The sequence below is a fragment of the Dinoroseobacter shibae DFL 12 = DSM 16493 genome (assembly GCF_000018145.1).
In the GTDB taxonomy this organism is placed as follows: Bacteria; Pseudomonadota; Alphaproteobacteria; order Rhodobacterales; family Rhodobacteraceae; genus Dinoroseobacter; species Dinoroseobacter shibae.
In genome coordinates this window covers 1,606,695-1,628,143 of sequence record NC_009952.1, presented here as the reverse complement: position 1 = coordinate 1,628,143, position 21,449 = coordinate 1,606,695, and the positions used below count along the sequence as shown (strand labels likewise).

Annotated in this window: 19 protein-coding genes; 8 read left to right on the top strand and 11 right to left on the bottom strand. The window is 66.5% G+C overall.

Going from position 1 to position 21,449, the window contains the following annotated elements; translation table 11 throughout:
• Positions 1–177 precede the first annotated feature (177 nt).
• Positions 178–1,179, bottom strand: a complete 1,002-nt coding sequence (hemB, locus tag DSHI_RS07955; RefSeq protein ID WP_012178235.1) for a porphobilinogen synthase — start codon at positions 1,177–1,179, stop codon at positions 178–180.
• A 144-nt stretch (positions 1,180–1,323) separates the two neighbouring features.
• On the opposite strand from hemB, the gene DSHI_RS07950 reads away from it, so the two are divergent.
• Both DSHI_RS07950 and mfd read left to right on the top strand, forming a co-directional pair.
• Positions 1,324–1,854, top strand: a complete 531-nt coding sequence (locus tag DSHI_RS07950) for a hypothetical protein (RefSeq protein WP_012178234.1) — start codon at positions 1,324–1,326, stop codon at positions 1,852–1,854.
• Between the two features lie 404 nt (positions 1,855–2,258).
• Entirely contained in the window at positions 2,259–5,741 is a 3,483-nt protein-coding gene (mfd, locus tag DSHI_RS07945) for a transcription-repair coupling factor (protein WP_012178233.1), read from the top strand.
• A 132-nt stretch (positions 5,742–5,873) separates the two neighbouring features.
• Here the strand turns inward: mfd and DSHI_RS07940 are convergent, their stop codons facing one another.
• Together DSHI_RS07940 and DSHI_RS07935 are read right to left on the bottom strand one after the other, a co-directional pair.
• The gene (locus tag DSHI_RS07940) at positions 5,874–6,305 is read right to left on the bottom strand and encodes a hypothetical protein (RefSeq protein WP_012178232.1); all 432 of its coding nucleotides are present in this window, start codon (positions 6,303–6,305) and stop codon (positions 5,874–5,876) included.
• Between the two features lie 137 nt (positions 6,306–6,442).
• Positions 6,443–7,651, bottom strand: coding sequence for a multidrug effflux MFS transporter (locus DSHI_RS07935; RefSeq protein ID WP_012178231.1), 1,209 nt, complete (start codon positions 7,649–7,651; stop codon positions 6,443–6,445).
• A 115-nt stretch (positions 7,652–7,766) separates the two neighbouring features.
• Here DSHI_RS07935 and DSHI_RS21345 point away from each other — a divergent pair, with 115 nt between their 5' ends.
• On the top strand, positions 7,767–8,087 hold the full coding sequence (locus tag DSHI_RS21345) for a hypothetical protein (RefSeq protein ID WP_012178230.1): 321 nt from the start codon (positions 7,767–7,769) through the stop codon (positions 8,085–8,087).
• On the opposite strand, the gene DSHI_RS07925 is transcribed toward DSHI_RS21345, so the two are convergent.
• Both DSHI_RS07925 and DSHI_RS07920 read right to left on the bottom strand, forming a co-directional pair.
• Entirely contained in the window at positions 8,054–8,722 is a 669-nt protein-coding gene (locus DSHI_RS07925) for a DsbA family oxidoreductase (RefSeq protein ID WP_012178229.1), read from the bottom strand. The genes DSHI_RS21345 and DSHI_RS07925 overlap by 34 nt on opposite strands.
• Entirely contained in the window at positions 8,709–10,220 is a 1,512-nt protein-coding gene (locus DSHI_RS07920) for a class I adenylate-forming enzyme family protein (RefSeq protein WP_044027687.1), read from the bottom strand. The genes DSHI_RS07925 and DSHI_RS07920 overlap by 14 nt, the downstream gene beginning before the upstream one ends.
• A gap of 66 nt (positions 10,221–10,286) precedes the next feature.
• On the opposite strand from DSHI_RS07920, the gene DSHI_RS07915 reads away from it, so the two are divergent.
• The gene (locus DSHI_RS07915) at positions 10,287–10,913 is read left to right on the top strand and encodes a helix-turn-helix domain-containing protein (protein ID WP_012178227.1); all 627 of its coding nucleotides are present in this window, start codon (positions 10,287–10,289) and stop codon (positions 10,911–10,913) included.
• A 69-nt stretch (positions 10,914–10,982) separates the two neighbouring features.
• On the opposite strand, the gene DSHI_RS07910 is transcribed toward DSHI_RS07915, so the two are convergent.
• Genes DSHI_RS07910 through otnK form a run of 3 tightly spaced genes read right to left on the bottom strand, consistent with a single transcriptional unit; the run spans position 10,983 to position 13,647 of the window.
• On the bottom strand, positions 10,983–11,747 hold the full coding sequence (locus DSHI_RS07910) for a hydroxypyruvate isomerase family protein (RefSeq protein ID WP_012178226.1): 765 nt from the start codon (positions 11,745–11,747) through the stop codon (positions 10,983–10,985).
• Positions 11,744–12,394, bottom strand: a complete 651-nt coding sequence (gene otnC / locus DSHI_RS07905; protein ID WP_012178225.1) for a 3-oxo-tetronate 4-phosphate decarboxylase — start codon at positions 12,392–12,394, stop codon at positions 11,744–11,746. The genes DSHI_RS07910 and otnC overlap by 4 nt, the downstream gene beginning before the upstream one ends.
• The gene (gene otnK / locus DSHI_RS07900) at positions 12,391–13,647 is read right to left on the bottom strand and encodes a 3-oxo-tetronate kinase (protein WP_012178224.1); all 1,257 of its coding nucleotides are present in this window, start codon (positions 13,645–13,647) and stop codon (positions 12,391–12,393) included. The genes otnC and otnK overlap by 4 nt, the downstream gene beginning before the upstream one ends.
• A 174-nt stretch (positions 13,648–13,821) precedes the next feature.
• Here otnK and aroQ point away from each other — a divergent pair, with 174 nt between their 5' ends.
• Both aroQ and DSHI_RS07890 read left to right on the top strand, forming a co-directional pair.
• Positions 13,822–14,274 carry a type II 3-dehydroquinate dehydratase gene (gene aroQ, locus DSHI_RS07895; RefSeq protein ID WP_012178223.1) on the top strand — a complete coding sequence of 151 codons (453 nt, stop codon included), beginning with the start codon at positions 13,822–13,824 and terminating at the stop codon, positions 14,272–14,274.
• Positions 14,271–15,053 (top strand): LuxR family transcriptional regulator, encoded by a 783-nt coding sequence (locus DSHI_RS07890; RefSeq protein ID WP_012178222.1) that lies wholly within the window; start codon positions 14,271–14,273, stop codon positions 15,051–15,053. Before aroQ ends, DSHI_RS07890 begins: the two co-directional genes overlap by 4 nt.
• Before the next feature lie 301 nt (positions 15,054–15,354).
• Here the strand turns inward: DSHI_RS07890 and tsf are convergent, their stop codons facing one another.
• Together tsf and rpsB are read right to left on the bottom strand one after the other, a co-directional pair.
• Positions 15,355–16,230: a translation elongation factor Ts gene (gene tsf, locus DSHI_RS07885; RefSeq protein WP_012178221.1), complete on the bottom strand. Its 876-nt coding sequence runs from the start codon at positions 16,228–16,230 to the stop codon at positions 15,355–15,357.
• Between the two features lie 95 nt (positions 16,231–16,325).
• Positions 16,326–17,105, bottom strand: coding sequence for a 30S ribosomal protein S2 (gene rpsB, locus DSHI_RS07880; protein ID WP_012178220.1), 780 nt, complete (start codon positions 17,103–17,105; stop codon positions 16,326–16,328).
• 395 nt (positions 17,106–17,500) lie between these two features.
• Here rpsB and DSHI_RS07875 point away from each other — a divergent pair, with 395 nt between their 5' ends.
• Complete coding sequence (locus DSHI_RS07875; RefSeq protein ID WP_044027686.1) at positions 17,501–18,385, top strand: PfkB family carbohydrate kinase; 885 nt, start codon at positions 17,501–17,503, stop codon at positions 18,383–18,385.
• Between the two features lie 55 nt (positions 18,386–18,440).
• Positions 18,441–19,253, top strand: a complete 813-nt coding sequence (locus DSHI_RS07870; RefSeq protein WP_012178218.1) for a DUF502 domain-containing protein — start codon at positions 18,441–18,443, stop codon at positions 19,251–19,253.
• A 203-nt stretch (positions 19,254–19,456) separates the two neighbouring features.
• On the opposite strand, the gene DSHI_RS07865 is transcribed toward DSHI_RS07870, so the two are convergent.
• Positions 19,457–21,277: an extracellular solute-binding protein gene (locus tag DSHI_RS07865; protein WP_012178217.1), complete on the bottom strand. Its 1,821-nt coding sequence runs from the start codon at positions 21,275–21,277 to the stop codon at positions 19,457–19,459.
• Between the last annotated feature and the right edge of the window lie 172 nt (positions 21,278–21,449).

The window sequence follows — 21,449 nt, the reverse complement described above, 5'->3', positions numbered from 1 at the left end:
CTTTGTCCTGAAACCGCCCGCGCGCGCCGTCATGTGCCCGTGGCGGATGCCTCTTATGGGGGTCGGGGTCTCTATGGACCCTTGATCTTGTGAATACACCAATATGAACGCGGGTGTCACGCCACAAGCCCGCGATCTGGGATGGATTCGGCCTGAATCGGCCGGTTTCTGCACCTCTCAGGCGATTCCGCGGAGCCGTTCGGCCACCACAGGGGCGAAATAGGTCAGGATTCCATCGCACCCCGCGCGTTTGAAGGCCAGAAGCGACTCGAACATCACCTTGTCATGGTCGAGCCAGCCATTGGCGCTCGCCGCCTGCAACATCGCGTATTCGCCTGACACCTGGTAGGCATAGGTCGGCACCCCGAAGGCGTCCTTCACCCGGCGACAGATGTCGAGATAGGGCATCCCCGGCTTGACCATCACCATATCCGCACCCTCCAGCAGGTCGCGCTCGATCAGGCGCAGCGCCTCGTCGGAATTGCCCGGGTCCATCTGGTAGGTGTTCTTGTCGCCCACCAGCGCGCCGGACGCGCCGACCGCGTCCCGGAAGGGACCGTAGAACCCGCTGGAATACTTCGCCGCATAGCTCAGGATGGTGACATCCGAATGGCCCGCCGCCTCCAGCGCCGCCCGCATCGCGCCGATCCGCCCGTCCATCATGTCCGAAGGCCCGAGAATATCGGCCCCGGATTCCGCCTGGGCCACGGCCATCTTGACCAGTGCCGCGACGCTCTCGTCATTCACGATCACCCCGTCGCGGACGATCCCGTCATGGCCGTTGATGTTGTAGGGGTCGAGGGCCACATCGGTCATCACCGCGATCTCGGGCACCTCGGACTTGATCGCCCGGATCGCCCGGTTGCTGAGGTTGTCGGGGTTCCAGGCCTCTTCGCACAGCTGGGTCTTGAGGGACGGATCCGTATAGGGAAACAGGCAAATCGCCGGAATGCCCAAGCTCGCCGCCCGCTCCGCCGCCCTCACCGCGCCCTCGACCGTCAGCCGCGACACCCCGGGCATCGAGGGGATGTCCACCGCGCCTTCGGGCTCGCTGACAAAGATCGGCCAGATCAGGTCATGGACGCTCAATTCCGATTGGCGCGTGAGATTGCGCAGGGCCGGGGTGCGGCGCAGACGGCGGAAGCGGGCATGGGGGAAGGGGGCTTGGGTCGGTCGCATCTCGGGCCTTTCCTGTCGTTGATCGTGGGTGCCACGATTTCAAGGGCATCTCAAGGCTGGAACTCGCCCGCGCTCCTGCCTATGGTCCGCGCAACTGTGGATCGGGCCGCTGGTCCGGACGAATGCGTATCGGGAAGCCGTTCCTTGGACCTCTATCTCACGATTGCCGAACTGATCGACACCAGGTCGTTTTCCTCCGTGTGGTTCTGGATCACCCTCGCCGTGTTCTGGTCGATCATCAGCCACTACGTCGTGGGCGTGCCGTTCGACCTGGTGCAACGCGCCCAGCGGCGCGACGATCCACGGGCCTGGGACGACCTGGAGCGGCTCAGCCGGATCAACGCGCGGCGGTTGAGCTTCATCGGGTCCAGTGCGGGGCTGATCGTCACCGGGGTGGCGGGCTTCGTGCTCTCGGCGCTGTTCCTGTTGGGCTTTGCCTACCGGGTGGAGCTGTGCCAGGCGCTGTTCCTGCTGGCCTTTCCGTTCTGCCTCGTGAGTCTTTTGACGCAACGCACGGCGCGGGAGATCCTGGCCAAGGATCCGACCGGCGAAGACCTTGTCCAGGGGCTGAAACGGCACCGGCTCTATACTCAGCTGATCGGGATCGTGTCGATTTTCGTGACCGCGTTCTGGGGGATCTGGCAAACCATGAGCACAGGCGTGCTCGGCAACTGAGCCTTGGGACCAGCGGCGCGCGCATGCCTGCGGCCCGTACCGGGCCGATGCCAAAGGGGGGCGCTGCCTCCGCTGCGCTGCGCGCGTCTCCCCCGGAGTATTTTCGCAAAGACGAAGACGCGAATGCGGCCTGCCTGCTCAAGTCTCCAAGTATCCCGGGGAGAGCGCGAGAGGGGCTGGCCCCTCTCGCCCCCCGCGACGTGCAAAGCACGGCGCAACACCTTCTCGAACGACGTGCAAGGCAAGGCGCAAACCGTCAAGGCGCCGACATTCCGAAAAGGGTCGGCCAGAACCCGGCTCCGGGCCGTCGGAGCGCGCCGGCAGCCCGTGGGGGGCAATCGAACCGGTCCATGACGCCGGCGCGCGAGGTTGACAGTCCCGTCAAACCGCGTACCTCCAGCGCCATGACTTCCCAGACCGTTCCAACACATCTGCGCGTCACCGGCGTACCCGAAGGCTTCGACGCCCAGATCGTGCTGCGCGAGGCCTCCCGCCCGGACGGGCAGGCCGTGTTCGTCGCCCGCGACGACAAGCGCATGGCCGCCATGGCCGCCGCCCTTGCGGTGACCGCGCCGCAGATCCCCGTGCTGCGCTTTCCCGGCTGGGACTGCCTGCCCTATGACCGCTCCTCCCCGAACCCGGAGATCTCGGCCACGCGCATGGCGACCCTCGCGGCGCTGGCCCACGGGGTGCCGGGGCCCTTCGTGCTGCTCACCACCCTGTCGGCGGTCACCCAGCGTGTGCCCGCCCGCGCCACCCTGGCCGAAGCCAGTTTTTCCGCCCAGGTCGGCGGGCGCATCGACGAGGCCGCGTTGCGGCAGTTCCTGACCCGCATGGGATTTGTCCAGGCCCCCACCGTGACCGAGCCCGGCGACTACGCGATCCGCGGCGGCATCATCGACATCTTTCCGCCGGGCCAGTCCGGGCCCGTGCGGCTCGATCTGTTCGGCGACGTGCTGGACGGCGCGCGCCGTTTCGATGCCGCCACCCAGCGCACGACCGAGAAACTGGACGCGATCGAGCTGGCCCCGGTGTCCGAGATCATCCTCGACCCCGCCGCCATCACCCGGTTCCGCCAATCCTACCGGATCGAATTCGGTGCCGCGGGCACCGACGATCCGCTCTACGAGGCGGTCTCGGCGGGCCGCAAACATGCAGGGATGGAGCATTGGTTGCCCTTCTTTCACGACCGGCTGGAGACATTGCTGGACTACGTGCCCGAGGCCAGCCTGATCCTGGACGACCAGTTCGAAGCGATGCATCTCAGCCGCTGGGAAGGGATCAAGGACCAGTACGAAACGCGCCGCCATGCGCTTGCCCAGAAGGGGCAGATGGGCACGGTCTACAAACCTGCCCCGCCCGAAACCCTCTATATCCCGCCGGCCGACGAGACAGCGCTACTGGCCACCAAGCGCACCCTGCAGCTGTCGGTGCTGCCCTCGGCTTCGGGCCCCGGGGTGACCGACGCGGGCGGGCGGATCGGACGCAACTTCGCGCCCGAGCGGCAGTCCCAGGCAACCGGGCTTTTCGAGGCGCTCGCCACCCATATCACCGAAAAACGCAAGACCTCCCAGGTGGTGATCGCCAGCTGGTCCGAGGGCGCGCGCGAACGGCTTCGCGGGCTGCTGGAGGACCAGGACCTGTCCGGGCTGACCGAGATCGCGCGCCTGTCGGACATCCCGGAGGGCACCGGCGGCGTCCACCTTCTGGTCTGGGCGCTGGACGAAGGTTTCGAGGGGCCCGACCACCGGAGCACACGCCTGACGGTGATCTCCGAACAGGACGTGCTCGGCGACCGGCTGATCCGCACCACCAAGCGCAAGCGCCGGGCCGAGAATTTTTTGCAGGAGGCCACGAGCCTCAGCGCCGGCGACCTGGTGGTCCATGTCGATCACGGGGTCGGGGCGTTCAAGGGGTTGGAGACGGTCACCGCCATGGGTGCGCCCCATGAATGCCTGCTGCTGGAATACGCGGGCGGCGACCGGCTCTACCTGCCGGTGGAAAACATCGAGCTTCTGAGCCGCTTCGGCCAGGAAATCGGCATGCTCGACAAGCTGGGCGGCGGCGCCTGGCAGGCCAAGAAGGCCAAGCTCAAGGAGCGCATCCGCGAGATGGCCGACAAGCTCATCCGCATCGCCGCCGAACGCGCGCTCCGCCGCGCCCCCATGCTGGAGCCGCCCCCGGACATGTGGGAGGCATTCTCCGCGCGCTTCCCCTACACCGAAACCGACGACCAGCTCTCCGCGATCGAGGACGTGGTCCATGACCTCGCCGCGGGCACGCCGATGGACCGGCTGATCTGCGGCGATGTGGGGTTCGGCAAGACCGAGGTCGCCATGCGCGCGGCCTTCATCGCGGCCCTCTCGGGCGTGCAGGTCGCGGTGATCGCACCCACGACGCTGCTGGCGCGCCAACACTACAAGAGCTTCGCCGACCGCTTCCGCGGCTTCCCGCTGGAGGTCCGGCCGCTCTCGCGCTTCGTGCCCGCGAAAGCCGCGGCCGACACGCGCAAGGGCCTCGCCGCCGGGTCCGTGGACATCGTCGTGGGCACCCATGCGCTCCTGGCCAAGGGCGTCCGGTTTCACAATCTCGGCCTGCTGATCATCGACGAGGAACAGCGCTTCGGCGTCGGCCATAAGGAACGCCTGAAAGAGCTGCGCTCGGACGTCCATGTCCTGACCCTCACCGCGACCCCGATCCCGCGCACCCTGCAACTCAGCCTCTCGGGGGTGCGGGACCTGTCGATCATCGGCACGCCCCCCGTCGACCGCCTGTCGATCCGCACCTACGTGTCCGAATTCGACCCCGTCACATTGCGCGAAGCCCTCCTGCGCGAACACTACCGCGGCGGACAAAGCTTCTTCGTCGTCCCACGCATCAAGGACATCCCCGAGATCGAGGCGTTCCTGCGCGACCAGGTGCCCGAGGTCAGCTTCGTCGTCGCCCATGGCCAGATGGCGGCGGGTGAGCTCGACGACCGGATGAACGCCTTTTACGATGGCAAATACGACGTCCTGCTGGCCACGACCATCGTCGAGTCGGGCCTCGACATCCCGACCGCCAACACGATGATCATCCACCGCGCCGACATGTTCGGGCTCAGCCAGCTTTACCAGATCCGGGGCAGGGTGGGGCGCGCCAAGACCCGCGCCTATGCGTACCTGACCACCAAGCCCCGCATGAAACTCACACCCGCGGCCGAAAAACGCCTCCGCGTGCTGGGCAGCCTCGATAGCCTCGGCGCGGGCTTCACCTTGGCCTCCCAAGACCTCGATATCCGCGGCGCGGGCAACCTTCTGGGCGAGGCGCAGTCGGGCCAGTTCCGCGAGGTCGGCTTCGAGCTCTACCAATCCATGCTCGAAGAGGCGATCGGCAAGATCAAATCCGGCAGCCTCGAAGGGCTCACCGACGATGACGGCCAATGGGCGCCGCAGATCAACCTCGGCGTGCCCGTGCTGATCCCCGAGGCCTACGTGCCCGACCTCGACGTCCGGCTCGGCCTCTACCGCCGCCTGTCGCAGTTGACCACCAAGGTGGAGCTCGAAGGCTTCGCCGCCGAGCTGATCGACCGCTTCGGCAAGCTGCCCAAGGAGGTCAACACGCTCCTGCTGATCGTGCGGATCAAGGCGATGTGCAAGAAGGCCGGGATCGCCAAGCTCGATGGCGGCCCCAAGGGCGCGACCGTGCAGTTCCACAACGACAAGTTCGCCAATCCCGCGGGGCTCGTGAAATTCATCAACGATCAGAAGGGGCTGGCCAAGGTACGCGACAACAAGATCGTCGTCCGCCGCGACTGGGCCAAGGAAAGCGACCGGATCAAGGGTGCGTTTTCCATCGCTCGCGACCTGGCGGTCGAGGCGAAAGCCGCCAAGGCCCAGGCAGGCTGAGGCTGCCAAGCAAAAGCCCGGCCGCAGTAGGCGACCGGGCTGAGCGGGGCACGCGCCCGCGGACTTCAAGCTGCGCGGATCAATCCTACCCGGGCAACCAACAACACCTGTCAGACGTCGGTCATTTTTTCGTCACCGGTCATCAGGGTCGATGATGACGGGCCCGCCATCCCCGCCATCTCCGTCTCCGGGCTCGTCGCCGCCACCGGTCGAGGCCCGCCGCGACGGCTCGCTCTCGGTGTCGACGCCCCCGGCGCTCACCCCGAAATCGATCCCGCCGCTGGTGAAGTCGTAGCCAAGGTCCAGCCCGACATAGAAATCCTTGTCGAGGTAAGCGACCCCGAGGGTCGGACGTAGCCTGCCGGACTGCAACATGTAATCCACGCCCAGGCTGCCCACCGCGCTTTCCTCTTCGTCATCGGAGAACACGCGCACCCCGAGTCCGACCTCGGAGGCACCGCCACCCAAGGCGATGCTGATCCCGAACCCGAGCGTCGGATCCGCCTGGGCCGGCAGGGCCGTGCCCATCGCCAGCAGAATCGCTGCGGAGATATGTTTCCTCATGCCACCATCCTCATGTTTCTTAACCACAAGGTTAACAGTGACGTCTGGCACCGAGTCGCGCAAGATACCGGGCGTCACACCCGGGCCCGGCGCGACCAGGACGCCACGCGCCCTGCGGTAGCCCGTGCCGCCTCGTCTCAGGCCGGCGCCTCACCCCGCGCGCCCAGCACCTTCATCACGGCCAGCGCCCCGAGGCACAGCACCAGAACCCCCGCAACGCCCGGCACCGGCGTGCCGTCGAACAGCAGCCCGATGGGAATGGCCAGTAACACCGACCCCATGGTCGACAGCGCCCCCACCACCGAGGCCGCCGTGCCCGCGATATGCCCCATCGGCTCCATCGCGATGGCATTGAGGTTGCCCAGGGTCATGCCCGCCATGAAGAACACCCCCGTCACCCAGACGAAATAGGCCCAGAAATGCAGTGCCTCGGGCCAGCCCACGACACTCACGGACAGGAACACGCCCGAGACCGCGATCTGCCCGGTCAGCACCCCGCGCACCATGCGCCGCATGCCCAGCCGCACCACCAGCCGCGAATTGATGTAGCTGGCGCTCGACGCCAGAAGGGCGATCACCGCGAACCACAGATGGAAGGTCTCCGCCTTGCCGAAGGTCACATCGAACACCGGCTGGGTCGAGGACAGCGTCGCAAATAACGTGGCATAGGCCATGGTTTGCGCCAGGATCGACAGGCGCACCACCCGGTCGCGCAGCACTTCGACCACATTGTCCGCCACACCCCGCACCGAGAGCGGCCTGCGCGCCTCGGGCGCCAGGGTTTCGGCCTGGCGCAGCATCATCCAGCCCACCGACAGCATGGCAAACAGGATGAAGGAGGCGAAAATCGCCCGCCACCCGGCGAAATGGATGATGACCGCGCCAAGGCTCGGCGCGATGGCCGGGATCAGCGCGAAGATCAGGAAGACAAGCGACATGATCCGCGCCATGTGCCGCCCGACATAGAGGTCGCGCACCATGGCGATCGCCACCACCCGCGGGGCGGCCGCGCCGAACCCCTGCAGCACCCGTGCCGCCAATGCCAGTTCCAGCGATTGCGCCGCCCAAGCCAGCCCCGCCGCCGCGCAATAGAGCACCGCGCCCGCCACGATCACCGGCTTGCGCCCGAAGGCATCCGACAAGGGCCCGGCCACCAGGGTGCCCAAACCCATCCCGAATACGAACGAGGTCACGATCAACTGCGCCCGGTTCACGTCACCGGGCGTCAGTTCGGCGGCGATCTCGGGCAGGGCGGGAAGCATCGCGTCGATGGAAAACGCAATCGTCGCGAACAGCATCGCCATCAGGGCAATGAACTCGGCTTGGGACAGGCGGGCGGGGGGCATTGGTCACTCCGTGGGCATCCGCGCTCGCTATCACGGCTGGGCGGGGTGTACCATATGCCGCATTGCTATACCCGACAAAAATAATCAGGATTTAATCATAACCAAGGAGACCCCGATGCCCCGAAGCCAAACCCCGATCCTCACCGCCGCGCTCTGCGTCCTGGCCGCGCCGGCCTTCGCCTCTGGTCCCGGCGAGACCCACCATGGCGGCACCGCCTTTTTGCCGAACGGTGTGCTGACCTACGCGCTCTTCGAATCCACCATCGAGCATGTGGACCTGGCCAGCTGCCCGGCGCAATTCGACCCCGAGGTGGTGTTCTGCCGCATGACGCTCGCCTCCGATCTCGCCCATGTCTTCGCGTTCCGCTACGACGGCGAGCAGCCGCTCCTCGCGATCAAGAGCTACGAGCTGGATGACGAGTTTCTGCCGTTCTGATCGGCGATTTGCTCCCGAAGCTCGGCGATCACCTTCTCCCACAGCTCCGGAGGCTGCGCACCGCTCAGAACATGCTGATTCGCCACGACAAATGTCGGCACGCCCGTGACACCGCGCTCCCGCGCATGGGCGTCCCGCGCCAGGATGTCATCCGCATCCGCGTCGCTCGCCAGCAGGCGGCGCACCATCTCGCCGTCCATCTCCGCGGCCTGCGCGATCTCGACCAGCACCTCCCGGTCGCCGATATCGCGGCCTTGGGTGAAATACCCCTCGAACAGTTTCGAGACCACGGCGATCTGCCGCCCCTCGACCCCCGCCCAATGGATCAGCCGGTGGGCGTCCAAAGTGTTGGGCGTGCGCTGAATGGCCCCGAAATCCACCGGCAATCCGGCGGCCTTCGCCGTGTCCTCGATGCGCCCGTATACCTCGCGCGCGCCCTCCGGCCCCCCGAACTTCGCCTGCAGGTACGCGGTCCGGTCCATCCCCTCGGGCGGCATGTCGGGGTTGAGCTGGAAAGGATGCCACTCGATGGTGAACGGGTGGTCGGGCGCGTTGCCAAGCGCCTGATCCAGAGCCATTTTCCCAATATAGCACCAGGGGCAGATCGGGTCCGAGAGTATATCAAGCTTGATCATGGCGTGCCTCATACGCCGCGCGCAGCGCCCGGCGATCCAGTTTTCCGGTCCGCCCCTTGGGCAGGGTTTCGACCGGAATGTAAAGCCGTGGCTGCTTGTACCGGGCCAGATGTTGCGCGGCCTCCGCGGCAAGTGCGGCCTCCGTCACCGGGGCGGCGGCGACGTAAAATAACGCGATCACAGTGACATCCGCCTTGATCTTCACCTCCACCGCCGCCGCCTCGCCAATCTCCGGCCGCCCGTGGAACGCCTTTTCGACCTCCAGTGGCGAGACCCGGAATCCGCCCGCGTTCATCATGTCGTCGCCCCGGCCGAGGTAGCGCACCGCGCCATCCGAGGCGATCTCCACCATGTCGCCGGTCACGAACCAATCGCCGGTCAGGGGCAGGCGGGGCCGACCGCCCTCCAGGTAGCCCAGCATCAGCCCCGGATCGCCGCGATGCACGCCCAGAACTCCGGATGTGCCCCGCGCCACCTCGACCCCGTCGGCGTCCAGCGCCGCGATCCGCCGCCCGGCCTGGGCAAACCCCGCATGGCCCGGGGGGGCCTGTCGGCCCGGATGGGCCGAGATGAAGGTGGAGCATTCCGACATCCCCAACGCCTCGTAAAGCTCGGTGCCGACACGGTCCCGCCACGCCGCGCGCAGGCTGTCGGGCAGCGCTTCGCCCGCCGTCAACCCGTGGCGCAGACGGGGGAGCCGGGGCAGGGCTTCTTGCTTCAAAATCTGTCGGTATACCCCTGGAACCGCGGCAAAAATACTGGCCCCACTCGCGGCCAGCGCCTCGGGCAGGGCGGCACTGTCTGTCCCGGCCTCGGGGATCAGCGCCGTCGCCCCCATCGCCCACGGATCCAGCAGCCCGACGCCCAGCGTATAGGTCCAGTTGAACGCCCCGGCATGGAGGATCCGGTCCTCCGGCCCCATCCCGTACCAGTCGCGCCACATCATCCGCCGGGCCCAGATCGCGCGATGCGCATGGGCCACCGCCCGCGGCCGCCCCGAACTGCCCGAGGTATAGACCACGTAAGCCATGCGGTCCGGATCCCCCGGCACCGGCGCCAGCGGCGCGTCCCGGTCCGGCACCAGCGCCTCCAATGCCACCACGCGGCCCCGCGACGGCCCCGCAACGCCCGGCGCCTGCACCGTCAGCGCCGGGGCGAGGTCCGCCGCGATCCAGTCGACCTCCTCGACCGTCAGCGCCGCCGAGGTCGGCACCGGCACCACGCCTGCCGCCACCGCAGCCAGAAACAGCAGCGGAAACTCCACCGTATTTCCCAACCGCATCAATAGCTTGTCACCAGGCGCCAACCCTTCGGTCCGCAGTGCTGCGGCATAGCCCGCCACCGCCCGGCGCAGATCTCCGAAGGTCCAGCGCACCGCGCCACCGCCCAGCACCTCCAGCGCGATCTTGTCCTCATCCCCGGCGGCCAAGACATACCCCGCCAGGTTGAATGGCGCGGGGCAGGGTGCGGCGGGGTCGAAATCGTCGGGCAACGGCATGACCCCCGTGCTAGGCCCCGCGCGGCGCGGTTGCAAGTCGCCTGACAATTCAGGACAATACCCGCCATGACAGAGCCCGACAAAGAACCCAGCCTGATCCGTCTGCACCGCGAGAGCGGCGACACCATCCCGGTGGAGCCACTCAATCTCGGCAGCCGCGTGCGCGACCTGCGCAAGGCGCGCAACTGGACCCTGGAACAGGCCGCGGGTCAGGCTGGGCTGGCCCGGTCTACCTTGTCAAAAATCGAGAACGGCCAGATGTCGCCCACCTACGAGGCGCTCAAGAAACTCGCCGACGGGCTCGAGATCACCATCCCGCAGCTCTTCACGCCGCCGCGCAAGGCCCAGGTCAACGGGCGCATGGCAATCACCCGTTCCGACGCGGGGGAGGCGCATCCAACCGCCACATATGAACATGAGCTTCTCGCCGCAACCCTCACGAAAAAAACGATGTTACCCTATCGCGCCCGGGTCCGCGCCCGCAACTTCGAAGAGTTCGACGGCTGGGTCCGCCACGACGGTGAAGAGTTCCTCTACGTGCTGACCGGCGCCATCCGCCTGATCACCGAATTCTACGAACCGGTCGAGATGCGCCGCGGCGACAGCGCCTATTACGACGCCTCCATGGGCCACAACGTCATCTCCATCAGCGAAGATGACGCCAGCATCCTCTGGGTCACGTCACTGGCGTGAGAACAGGGCTGCTTGAAAATCTAAATATGAATTTCTCATAATCAGTATTATGTAAATAAAAGATCTGAATCAGGCCTTGTATTGCTGCATCCAGCCCAGGGTCGCGTCAGTATCGCCCCCCGGTTTGTACTCCGCGCCCAGCGGCACGTCCCAGCCCATCGCGGCAATCACCTCGAACAGATGGGCGTAGTTCACCTCGCCCTCATCCGGAGCTCCGCGCGCCGGCACACCCGCGAACTGGATATGGCCGATGATCGGCTGCAGCTGCCGCAACCGGTTGGTCAGATCACCCTCCATCAGTTGCACGTGGTAGCAGTCGAACATCAGCCGCAGGTTCGGCGCGCCAACCTCGGCGACGATTGCTTCGGCCTGGCGCGTTGTGCTCAGGAAGTAGCCCGGCGCATCGTAGTGGTTCAGTGGCTCGATCAGAACTGTAATCCCTTTATTCTCAGCTATCTCACAGGCATACTTCAAGTTCCCTGCGAAGCACTTCCGCGCCGCCGATCCCGACGCGAACCCAGCCATCACATGCACCGCGCGCGCCCCGATCGCCGCGCCATAATCCAGCGCCTCGTCGATCGCCGCGCGCGCCTCCATTTCGCGCCGGGGCAACGCCGCAAGCCCGTTTTCGCCCGCCGACACATCGCCGCGCCGTGTATTCAGACCCAGCATCGGCAGCCCCGTGTCCTCCAGCGCTGCGCGGACCTCGGCCGCGGGCGTGTCATAGGGCCAATGGCACTCCACCGCGTCGAATCCGGCGGCGGCAGCCGCATGAATGGCGTCCGGCAAGCTTCTGTCATTCCAAAGAAAACCTAGATTTGCCGAAAACTTCATGCGTCCCACTCCACGTCGAACTTCTCCACCACCGCGCGCACCTGTTCTGGGCTCAGCATCCGCGGTTGCAGCCCTCGCGTCAGCATCGCGAGCCGCGCGGTTTCTTCCAGTTCCTCGACCGCGTTGCACGCCGCCTCCACATCCTTGCCCGCGACCACGGGGCCGTGATTGGCCAGCATCACCGCGCTTCGCCTGCCCGCCAGGCCCCGCACCGCGTCCCCCATGGCCGGATCGCCCGGCAGGAACACCGGGAGCAGCTTCACGCGCCCCAGCTTCATGATCCCATAGGGCGTCAGCGGCGGCAAGAAATCCTCCGGATCCACATCGGGCATCATCGACAAGGCGACCGAATGGCACGAATGCAAATGCACCACCGCGCCCGCCGTGCTGCGCGTCTCGTAAAACGCGGAATGCAAAGGCATTTCCTTGGTCGGCTTGTCGCCCGATACCAGGTGCCCCGCCGCATCGAACCGGCTCAGCCGTCCGGGATCGAGCCGCCCGAAACTCGTCCCCGTGGGCGAGACCAGCAGCCCGCCATCCTCCGTCCGGGCCGAGATGTTGCCGGTGCTGCCCCCGGTCAGCCCGCGGTCGAAGATCGACCTGGCCAGCAGGCAGATCTGCTCGCGCAGCCGCACCTCGGCACTCATAGGGTGTCCACCAGCGCCAAGGCATCGGCAAAGAAGCTCTCGGCGCCGAAATTGCCGGATTTCAGGGTCAGTGCGATGTCCACACCGCCGCTCTCTGCGAAACACCAGGGCACGCCCGGCGCGATCTCGCGGCGCACATCGAGCTGCACAACCCCCAGCGCCTGGGTCACCGCCCCCGAGGTCTCGCCGCCCGCCACCACGAAGCGCCGCGCGCCCCGGTCCCGCGCGGCCACGGCGATCCGGGCCAGCGCGTCCTCGACCAGCGCGCCCGCCTCGGCCACGCCCAGGGCCTGCTGGGCTGCGCGGACCTCGCCGGGCTCGGCGGTGGCGTAGACCAACGGCGCATCCTGGAGCGCCTGCGCCTCCAACCAGGCAAGCGCGGCCCCTGCCCCCTCGGTGCGCAGCACCAGCGGGTCGAGCTTGTAGCCCGGCGCACGCCGAAGATACGCCGACACCTGCGCGCGGGTCATGGCCGAACAACTCCCCGACAGCACCACCGCCCCAGGGGCCAGGTCCGGCGCGGCGGCCCGCGCCTCCGCCGCCCCACCGCTCAGCAGCCCGGGCAAGGGCGCGGCCACTGCGCTGCCCCCGGTCATCAGCGGCATGTCGTGGCACGCCTCGGCGATCACGCCCAGATCCGCATCCGCCACCGCATCCACCACCACATGGGCCACGCCCGCCGCGTCCAGCCGACCCAGCTCCGCGCGCAAGGCCCCTGCCCCCCGCGCCACGCAAAGCCGGTCCACCAGCCCCACGGGCCGCGTGACCTGCGGCGCGAGCAGCCGCATCAGGTTGGCATCGCGCATCGGCGTCAGCGGATGATCCTTCATCGGGCTCTCGTCGAGCGGGTCGCGCCCGACAAACAGGTTGCCCATGAAAACCGCGCGCCCGTTTTCTGGAAAGGCCGGGCAGTAAATCGTCTGCTGCACCCCCAGATCCGCCATCAGCGCCTCGGCCACGGGTCCGATATTGCCTTGGGGCGTCGAATCGAAGGTGGAGCAGTATTTCCAGAATACCCGCTCCGCCCCCGCCGCCCGCAACCACGCCAGCGCCGCGCGGGCCTGCGCCACCGCCTCGGCCACCGGCGCCGTGCGGATCTTCAGCGCGATCACCTCGATCCCGGCGGTGTCCTGCGGCGGGCCGTCGGGCACGCCCATGCGCAGCCGCACCGCGGCACCGCTGCGTGCGAGCAACCCGGCCAGATCGGTCGCGCCCGTGAAATCATCCGCAATACAGCCCAGTACCGTCGCCATTCTGTCCTCCCGCAACACGCCCGCGCACAGTTGCACCCAAGGCGCGGCTGAGCAAGCGCCCGCGCGCGCACAACCCACGGTAGAGGGTTGCTCGGATTGAGAAATTCTTAGATTTTCGGGCAGCAAATGGTATCAAGGGGTCCGACCCCGTCGGTCCGATCCCTGGAGCGCCCCATGCACATCACCATTCTGAACGGTCCGAACCTCAACCTTCTGGGCACCCGCCAGCCCGAGGTCTATGGCGCGACCACCCTGGCGGATATCGAGCATATGTGCCAACGCAAGGCGCAGGCGCTCGGGCTCGAGATCGAATTCAACCAGACCAACCACGAAGGCGTGCTGATCGATCAGATCCACGCCGCCCGCAGCGAAAGCGACGGGCTGATCATCAACGCGGGCGCCTATACCCACACCTCCGTGGCGCTGATGGACGCGGTGGCCTCCGTCAGCCTGCCCACGGTCGAGGTGCACCTGTCCAACATCCACGCACGCGAATCCTTCCGACATACCTCGTTCCTGTCGCCGGTGGCGCTGGGGCTGATCTGCGGCTTCGGCGCGACCGGCTACGTCATGGCCCTCGACGGGATCTGGGCGCATCTGACCGCCGCGGATTCGGCCAGGCCATGAATATCGGCACGCCCATTGACGCGCGGCTGGCCAACCTGTCGGAGATCACCGCCACGCAGTCGATCGAGGAAGCCTGGGCGCTGCACTGCACCCGGATGGCCGAGTACGGGTTCGACCGATTGTTCTACGGCCACACCCGGTTCAGCACGCCCAGCACCTATGCCGATCGCCACGACGCCCTGATCCTCAGCAGCCTGCCCCAAGGATATGTGGAGCGGTATTTGAGGGAAGGCCATTACCGCAACATTCCGATGATCCGCTGGGCCGAAAAGAACGACGGCGCCTGTAGTTGGTCCGAGGTCTATGCCCGCCTGCATCCCGATGAGATGACCCCGGGCACCCGCAAGGCGCTCGGCACGCGGCAGGCTTTCGGGATCGAGAACGGCTATTCGATCAGCTTTCGCAACCTCTGCCAGGGCGGGTTCGCAGCGATCAGCCTGGTGGGCCGCGAGGGGCTTTCCCAGGCCGATCTTGACAAGATCTGGGCGTCGCGCGGGGCCGAGATCGAACTGGCCAACCGGGTCTTTCACCTTGTGGTCAGCAGCCTGCCCTCGCGCCGTCCGAATCGATTGACGCCTCGGCAGCGCGAAGTCCTGGAATGGGTGGCGCATGGCAAAACCGTGCCCGAGATCTGCCTGTTGATTGGTCGTAAACAGGCAACAGTCGAGAAACACCTGCGTCTCGCCCGCGAAGCGATGAATGCCCAGACGACGGCGCAGGCGGTGCTAAGGGCTTCAATATCCAAACAGATATTCGCGAAAAATTCATCCCAGACATGAATTTTACCGATGGGTAAGGTTTTCCGGACTTTCCAAACTGCAAAGGCAGTGGCACCGTGCCGCCGTTCCGTGAGTGGTGGCTTTAGGCCATGGAGCACGTCGTAGGTGCAGCGTCCTTGTTTCGATGTCGCGCCGAAGACACGCCGGCCGGGGGGGTGTATTTTTCCACTGCCCTGGTCGGCATTCACATCTCCCCAGCTTCGCGCCCCGGCACTGCAGTCCCGCGCCGTCGTGACAACCGCCCTAGCCCTAATAAAAAAGGGCCCCCGAAGGGACCCTTTGAAAAGCCGTGGTGGGGTGATCAGCCGTTCATGGTTTTCGCGACTTCCGCGGCGAAATCCTCTTCGACCTTCTCGATCCCCTCGCCCACTTCCATGCGCACGAAGCCGGTGATCTCGACGCCGGCTTCCTTGGCCGCGTCGCCCACGGTCAGGTCCGGATTCACCACGAAGGCCTGGCCCAGAAGCGTGACTTCCGACAGGAACTTCTTCATCCGACCCACGATCATCTTCTCGATGACCTGCTCGGGCTTGCCGCTTTCGCGGGCGATGTCGATCTGAACCTGGCGCTCTTTCTCGACCACCGCCGGATCCAGATCGGCCTCGGACAGGGATGCGGGGTTGGCGGCGGCGATATGCATGGCGATCTGCTTGCCGATGCCGTTATCGGCCCCGGTCAGCGCGACCAGCACGCCGATCTTGCCCATGCCATCGGCGGCGGCGTTGTGAACGTAGCTCACCACCGTCTCGCCCGACAGCTTCTCCATCCGGCGCAGAGTCATGTTCTCGCCGATGGTGGCGATCTTGTCGGTCAGGATGGTCTCGACGGTCTTGCCGCCCACCTCGGTGCCCTTGAGCGCATCGAGGTCGCTTGCCGACAGGGCGGCCTCGGCGAAGGACGCGACCATCGCCTGGAACTCGGCGTTTTTCGCGACGAAATCAGTCTCGGAATTGACCTCGACCGCCACGGCCGCGCCATCGGCCACGGCCACGCCCACCAGACCCTCGGCGGCGGTGCGCCCGGATTTCTTGGCGGCCTTTGCGAGGCCCTTGGTGCGCAGCCAGTCGACCGCGGCTTCCATGTCGCCGTCGGTCTCGGTCAGCGCCTTCTTGGCGTCCATCATGCCTGCGCCGGTCTTGTCGCGCAGCTCTTTTACCAATGCAGCGGTAATCGCCATTTTGGTGTCTCCTGAAAAAGGGGTCATGGGGGCGGACCGGGGTCGTGCCCGGTCCGCATCTCGGTTCCGCATCGGGGCCGTCGGCCCCGCGGGGCTCAGCTCTCGGCGGGGGCGGCGGCCTCTTCGGCCAGGGCCTCCTCGACGCCGCCCTCTTCCAGCGCGCCCAGGTCCACGCCGGCCGCACCCAGCTGCGCCGACATCCCGTCCAGCGCCGCACGGGCCACCAGGTCGCAATAGAGCGCGATGGCGCGGGCCGCGTCGTCATTGCCCGGGATCACGTAATCCACGCCGTCCGGCGAGCAGTTGGTGTCGACCACGGCCACGACCGGGATGCCCAGCTTGTTGGCCTCGGCGATCGCCAGGTCCTCTTTCTTGACGTCGATCACGAAGATCAGGTCCGGCACGCCGCCCATTTCGCGGATCCCGCCCAGGGACGCCTGCAGCTTGCCCTGGTCGCGTTCCATGCCAAGACGCTCTTTCTTGGTGAGCCCCTCGAAGCCGCCTTCCATGGCCTCGTCGATGGACTTGAGCCGCCCGATGGAGTTGGACACGGTTTTCCAGTTGGTCAGCGTGCCGCCCAGCCAGCGGTGGTTCATGTAATACTGCGCGCAGCGCTCGGCGGCCTCGGCAATGGGCTTCTGCGCCTGCCGCTTGGTGCCGACGAAGAGCACACGGCCGCCCTTGGCGACGGTGTCGCGCACCGCCTGCAGCGCCTGGTCCAACATCGGGACGGTCTGCGTCAGGTCCATGATGTGGATGCCGTTGCGGTCGCCGTAGATATACGGGGCCATCCGCGGGTTCCAGCGCTGTGTCTGGTGGCCAAAGTGCACGCCTGCTTCGAGAAGCTGGCGAATGTTGAAATCGGGAAGCGCCATTCCAAGGTTCCTTTCCGGTTTGCGCCTGAGAGGGGCCACAGAGCATATGCTCAACCGGCGGACGTCTTGGGGATGTCTCCCCCAAGGGCCCAAGCCCCTCCTGTGAAGTGCGCGCGTCCTACGCCGGGTTGGGCGGGAATGCAAGCCCCACGGCCCTGCCCGCGGCGAAACGGGCGCGGAGCCTGCGGGAGGCGGGCCGCGGTAGGGCTGGCCGCGTCGGAGGGGGCGCTGCCCCCACGGCCCGTGCCAGGCCGCCCCCTGGAGTATTTCCGCACAGATGAAGCTTGCCCGGGTGGGGGTGTCAGCATTGATCGATGCGCGATGGGGCCAGAGAGCGGGTCGCCCGGGATCGTGGCCCCTTCCCCGCCCTGCCGGGCTGTGAGACAAGACCGGTCATGACACCGGATATCCTTTGTATCGGCGCGGTCCTGTGGGACATCATCGGGCGCGCGCCCCGCGAGATGAAATCGGGCTATGACGTGCCCGGCCGGATCTCGCGCATCCCCGGCGGGGTGGCGATGAACATCGCCATGACCCTGTGCCGGTTCGACCTGCGTCCCGCGCTTCTGTCGGCGGTGGGGCAGGATGCGGAGGGCGACGAGCTGCTGGCCCATGCAGAGGCCATGGGGATGATCACCGCGCATGTGTTGCGCAGCGCACGGCCCACGGATCGCTACATGGCCATCGAAGGCTCCAACGGGTTGATCGCGGCGATTGCGGATGCCCATTCGCTGGAAGAGGCGGGCGCGGAGATCCTCGCCCCCCTGGCCGATGGGCGGTTGGGCTGTCCCGAGGCGCCCTGGCGCGGGATGGTGGCGCTGGACGGGAACCTGACCGATGCGATGCTGGCCGAGATCGCCGAAAGTCCGCTTTTTGCCCGGGCCGATCTGCGGGTGGCGCCGGCCTCGCCCGGCAAGGCCAGGCGGCTCCTGCCGTTCCTGTCGGCCTCGGCCGCAACGCTTCATGTCAACCTGATCGAGGCCAACCTGATCTCGGACCATCCCAGCCAGACCACCCAGCAGGCGGCGCAGGTGCTTCTGGGCATGGGGGCGCACCGGGTGGTGATCACCGACGGAGCGAACCCGGCCACGGACGCCTCGGCGCGCCATGCGCACACGGTTGCGCCACCGCCGGTGCCGGTGCGCCGGGTGACCGGTGCGGGCGATACCTTCATGGCCGCGCATATGGCGGCGGAAATTCGCGGCGAAACGCCCGCGGGTGCGCTGGAGGCGGCGGTGCAGGCGGCGGCCGATTACATTTCCGCCGCCGAGAGCGCGTGAGCCGGGCCTGCCCCGTGCGCCCGGGCGCGTCCCGCCCGGTGACTGTGCCTGAAAAATGCGCAGCGGGCGGCTTTCCGGGCCTGCAGCGGTCTGCCTGCGCTTGTGTGCCGCCGCACACCTGCCTAGATACAAGGCGACCGCAGCCCGAGACCAACCAGCCTTGAAACTAGACCCCGACCTTCCCCCGCCCGCGAAACGAGGCCTGTTCGCCCGCGTGCGCGCGAATTTCCTTACCGGCCTGATCGTGATTCTGCCGATCGCGGTGACCATCTGGCTCGTCTGGTCGGTGATCGGGATCATCGACGGCTGGGTCTTGCCCTTCGTGCCCGAACGCTACAACCCGGTGGTTCTGATCAAGCAGCACTTCGACGTCACCGTGGATATTCGCGGTGTGGGCGTGGTGTTCTTCCTGATGTTCACGCTGATCGTGGGCTGGCTGGCCAAGGGGCTGCTGGGGCGGTCGATCATCCGCTGGACCGAAGGGGTGGTCACGCAGATGCCCGTTGTCCGGTCGGTCTATGGCGGGATGAAGCAGATCGCGGAGACGGTGCTGGCCTCGGGCAGCACGTCCTTCGACAAGGCCTGCCTGGTGGAGTATCCGCGGCGCAACATCTGGGCGATTGCCTTCATCTCGACCAATGCCAAGGGGGAGATCGCGGCCAAGGGCGATGACGAGATGATCTCGGTCTTCCTGCCGACCACGCCGAACCCGACCTCGGGGTTCTTGCTGTTCGTGCCGAAACGGGACGTGAAGGTTCTGGACATGACGGTGGAGGATGCGGCCAAGCTGGTGATCTCGGCGGGCCTGGTCTATCCGGACACGGACCCCAAGAAGGTGCGCGAGCAGGCCTGGATCAAGTCGATCTGAGCCGCCTGCCCCGCCGGGTTAACGCGCGGCCGCGTTTCGCAGGATTTTCGCCGACAAATTTTTTCGCCGAATGGTGGGATTTCAAGGGCTTCCAGAGATTTGTTTCGCATGCGAAACATTCCATTTTCTGAATGCGTTAATGCCCCCAGGCAAGCGCATGAAATCGTGCATATTTCATGGACAGTGCGAGCGTTGCGCCTCGCTCATTCGGCGGATTTCGACCACCACACATCCGGGTGAAACGAGATCCAGTCGCCATAGGCGGGCAAGGCTTCCGGGTAGGTCAGATCGGCCGCGTGCGCGATGCGGGAGACCGGGTTGAACCAGATCGGGATGACATAGCGTCCCGCGGTCAGCACCCGGTCGAGCGCGCGCACGGTGGCGATGTAGTCCTCCTGGCTCTTGGCACTCAGCATGGCGTCGATCAGCCCGTCCACCGCCGCACTGTCGATGCCGGGCCAGTTGCGGCTGCCGGGGATGTCCACGCCCTCCGAGCCCCAATAGAGCCGCTGCTCGTTGCCGGGGCTGAGCGACAGGCCGCGGGTGTAGTAGGTCATGTCGAAATCGTAGGCATCGGTGCGCTCGCGGTACTGAGCGCTGTCGACGGTGGTGATGTCCACGGAAACGCCCAGCCGTTCGAGGGACTTGGCGTAGATGTTGATCATGGACTGCACTTCGGAGCTGCCCTGGGACAGGAGGATCTCGAAGGTGAAGGGGGTGCCGTCGGGGCGGGTCATCACGCCTTCCTCGATGGTGTAACCGGCCTCGTCCATCAGGCGCAGGGCGGCGCGGATGTTGCGGCGGTTGGCCTCGGAGCCGTCGGAGACCGGCAGGGTGTAGCCCTCCAGCGCGCCGGGGGGCAGTGTGTCGGCGTAGGGGGCGAGCAGCTCGGCCACCCGGCCCGTGGCGGGGCCGTCCTGCATCGCCAGCACGGAGTTGGAGAAATAGGAGGTGATGCGCGGCACCTCGGCACCATTGAGGGTGCGGTTGATCAGCTCGAAATTGAAGGCGTGGATCAGGGCATCGCGCACGCGCCAATCGGCGAAATCGGCGCGGCGGGTGTTCATGGCAAAGCCGGTGATGCCCGAGGGGCGTTCATGCGGGATGACGGATTTGACTACCTCGCCCGCCTGCATGGCCGGAAAGTCGTAGTCGCGGTTCCATTTGGCGGTGTTGGTCTCGCGGATCGAGGTGAGGATGCCGGCCTTGAACGCCTCGAACATCACACCGGCATCGCCGAAGAATTCCATCCGGATCTCGTCGAGATTGTGGACCCCCCGCCGGATGGGCAGGTCGGCGGCCCAGTAATCGGGATTGCGGCGCAGGGTGACGAAGCGGCCCGGCTCGAAATCCGCGATCACGTAAGGCGCGGAGGAGATCGGGGCTTCGTCCAGCCCGCTTTCGGCGAAATCCTTGCCCTCCCACTGGGCCTTTTTCAGGATCGGACGCATGCCCATGATAAGCGCCAGTTCGCGGTTGGGTTCGGTGAAGGTGATGCGCAGGGAGCGGGGTCCGGTGGCTTCGGCGGATTGCACCTGCGCCCAGGCGCCGAGATAGCGCGGGTGGCCGACGGTGCCGAGGGTTTCGAACGACCACAGCACATCCTCGACCGTCACCGGGCTGCCATCGGAGAATCGCGCCTCGGGGCGCAGGGTGAAGGCGACCCAGAGCCCGTCCGGGTCGACCTCCACCGATTCGGCCAGAAGCCCGTAAAGTGCGAAGGGCTCGTCGTAATTTCGGGCCATCAGGCTCTCATGGGCGAGAAATCTGAGCTGCCACGGGACGCGCCCCTTGAGGATGTGGGGATTGAGGCTGTCGAAGCCGCCGACCTCGCCCAGAACGATCCGGCCGCCCTTGGGCGCATCGGGGTTGGCGTAGGGGAGAGACACAAAATCCGGTGGAAGGGCCGGGTCGCCATACATAGCGATGCCATGGGAGGGCGCGGCGAGCGCGCCGGGGACGGCGAGGAAACCGGCGATGAGGGCGGCGTGGCCAATGCGGATTGCGCGGCGGAGTTGTTTCATTTTCTGCTCTGATCCCGAAAGTTCATCGGTTTTTGTCTCAAACCGTACCGAGCGTCGGGCGGGGCTGCAAACTTTTCCCTTGGATACGGGCGTTTGATTGCTTATAACGAATGTACTGCTCGATAGGTTTCTTGCCTGTATGAAACCTGCCTCAATGACTTAACGCCCGCTT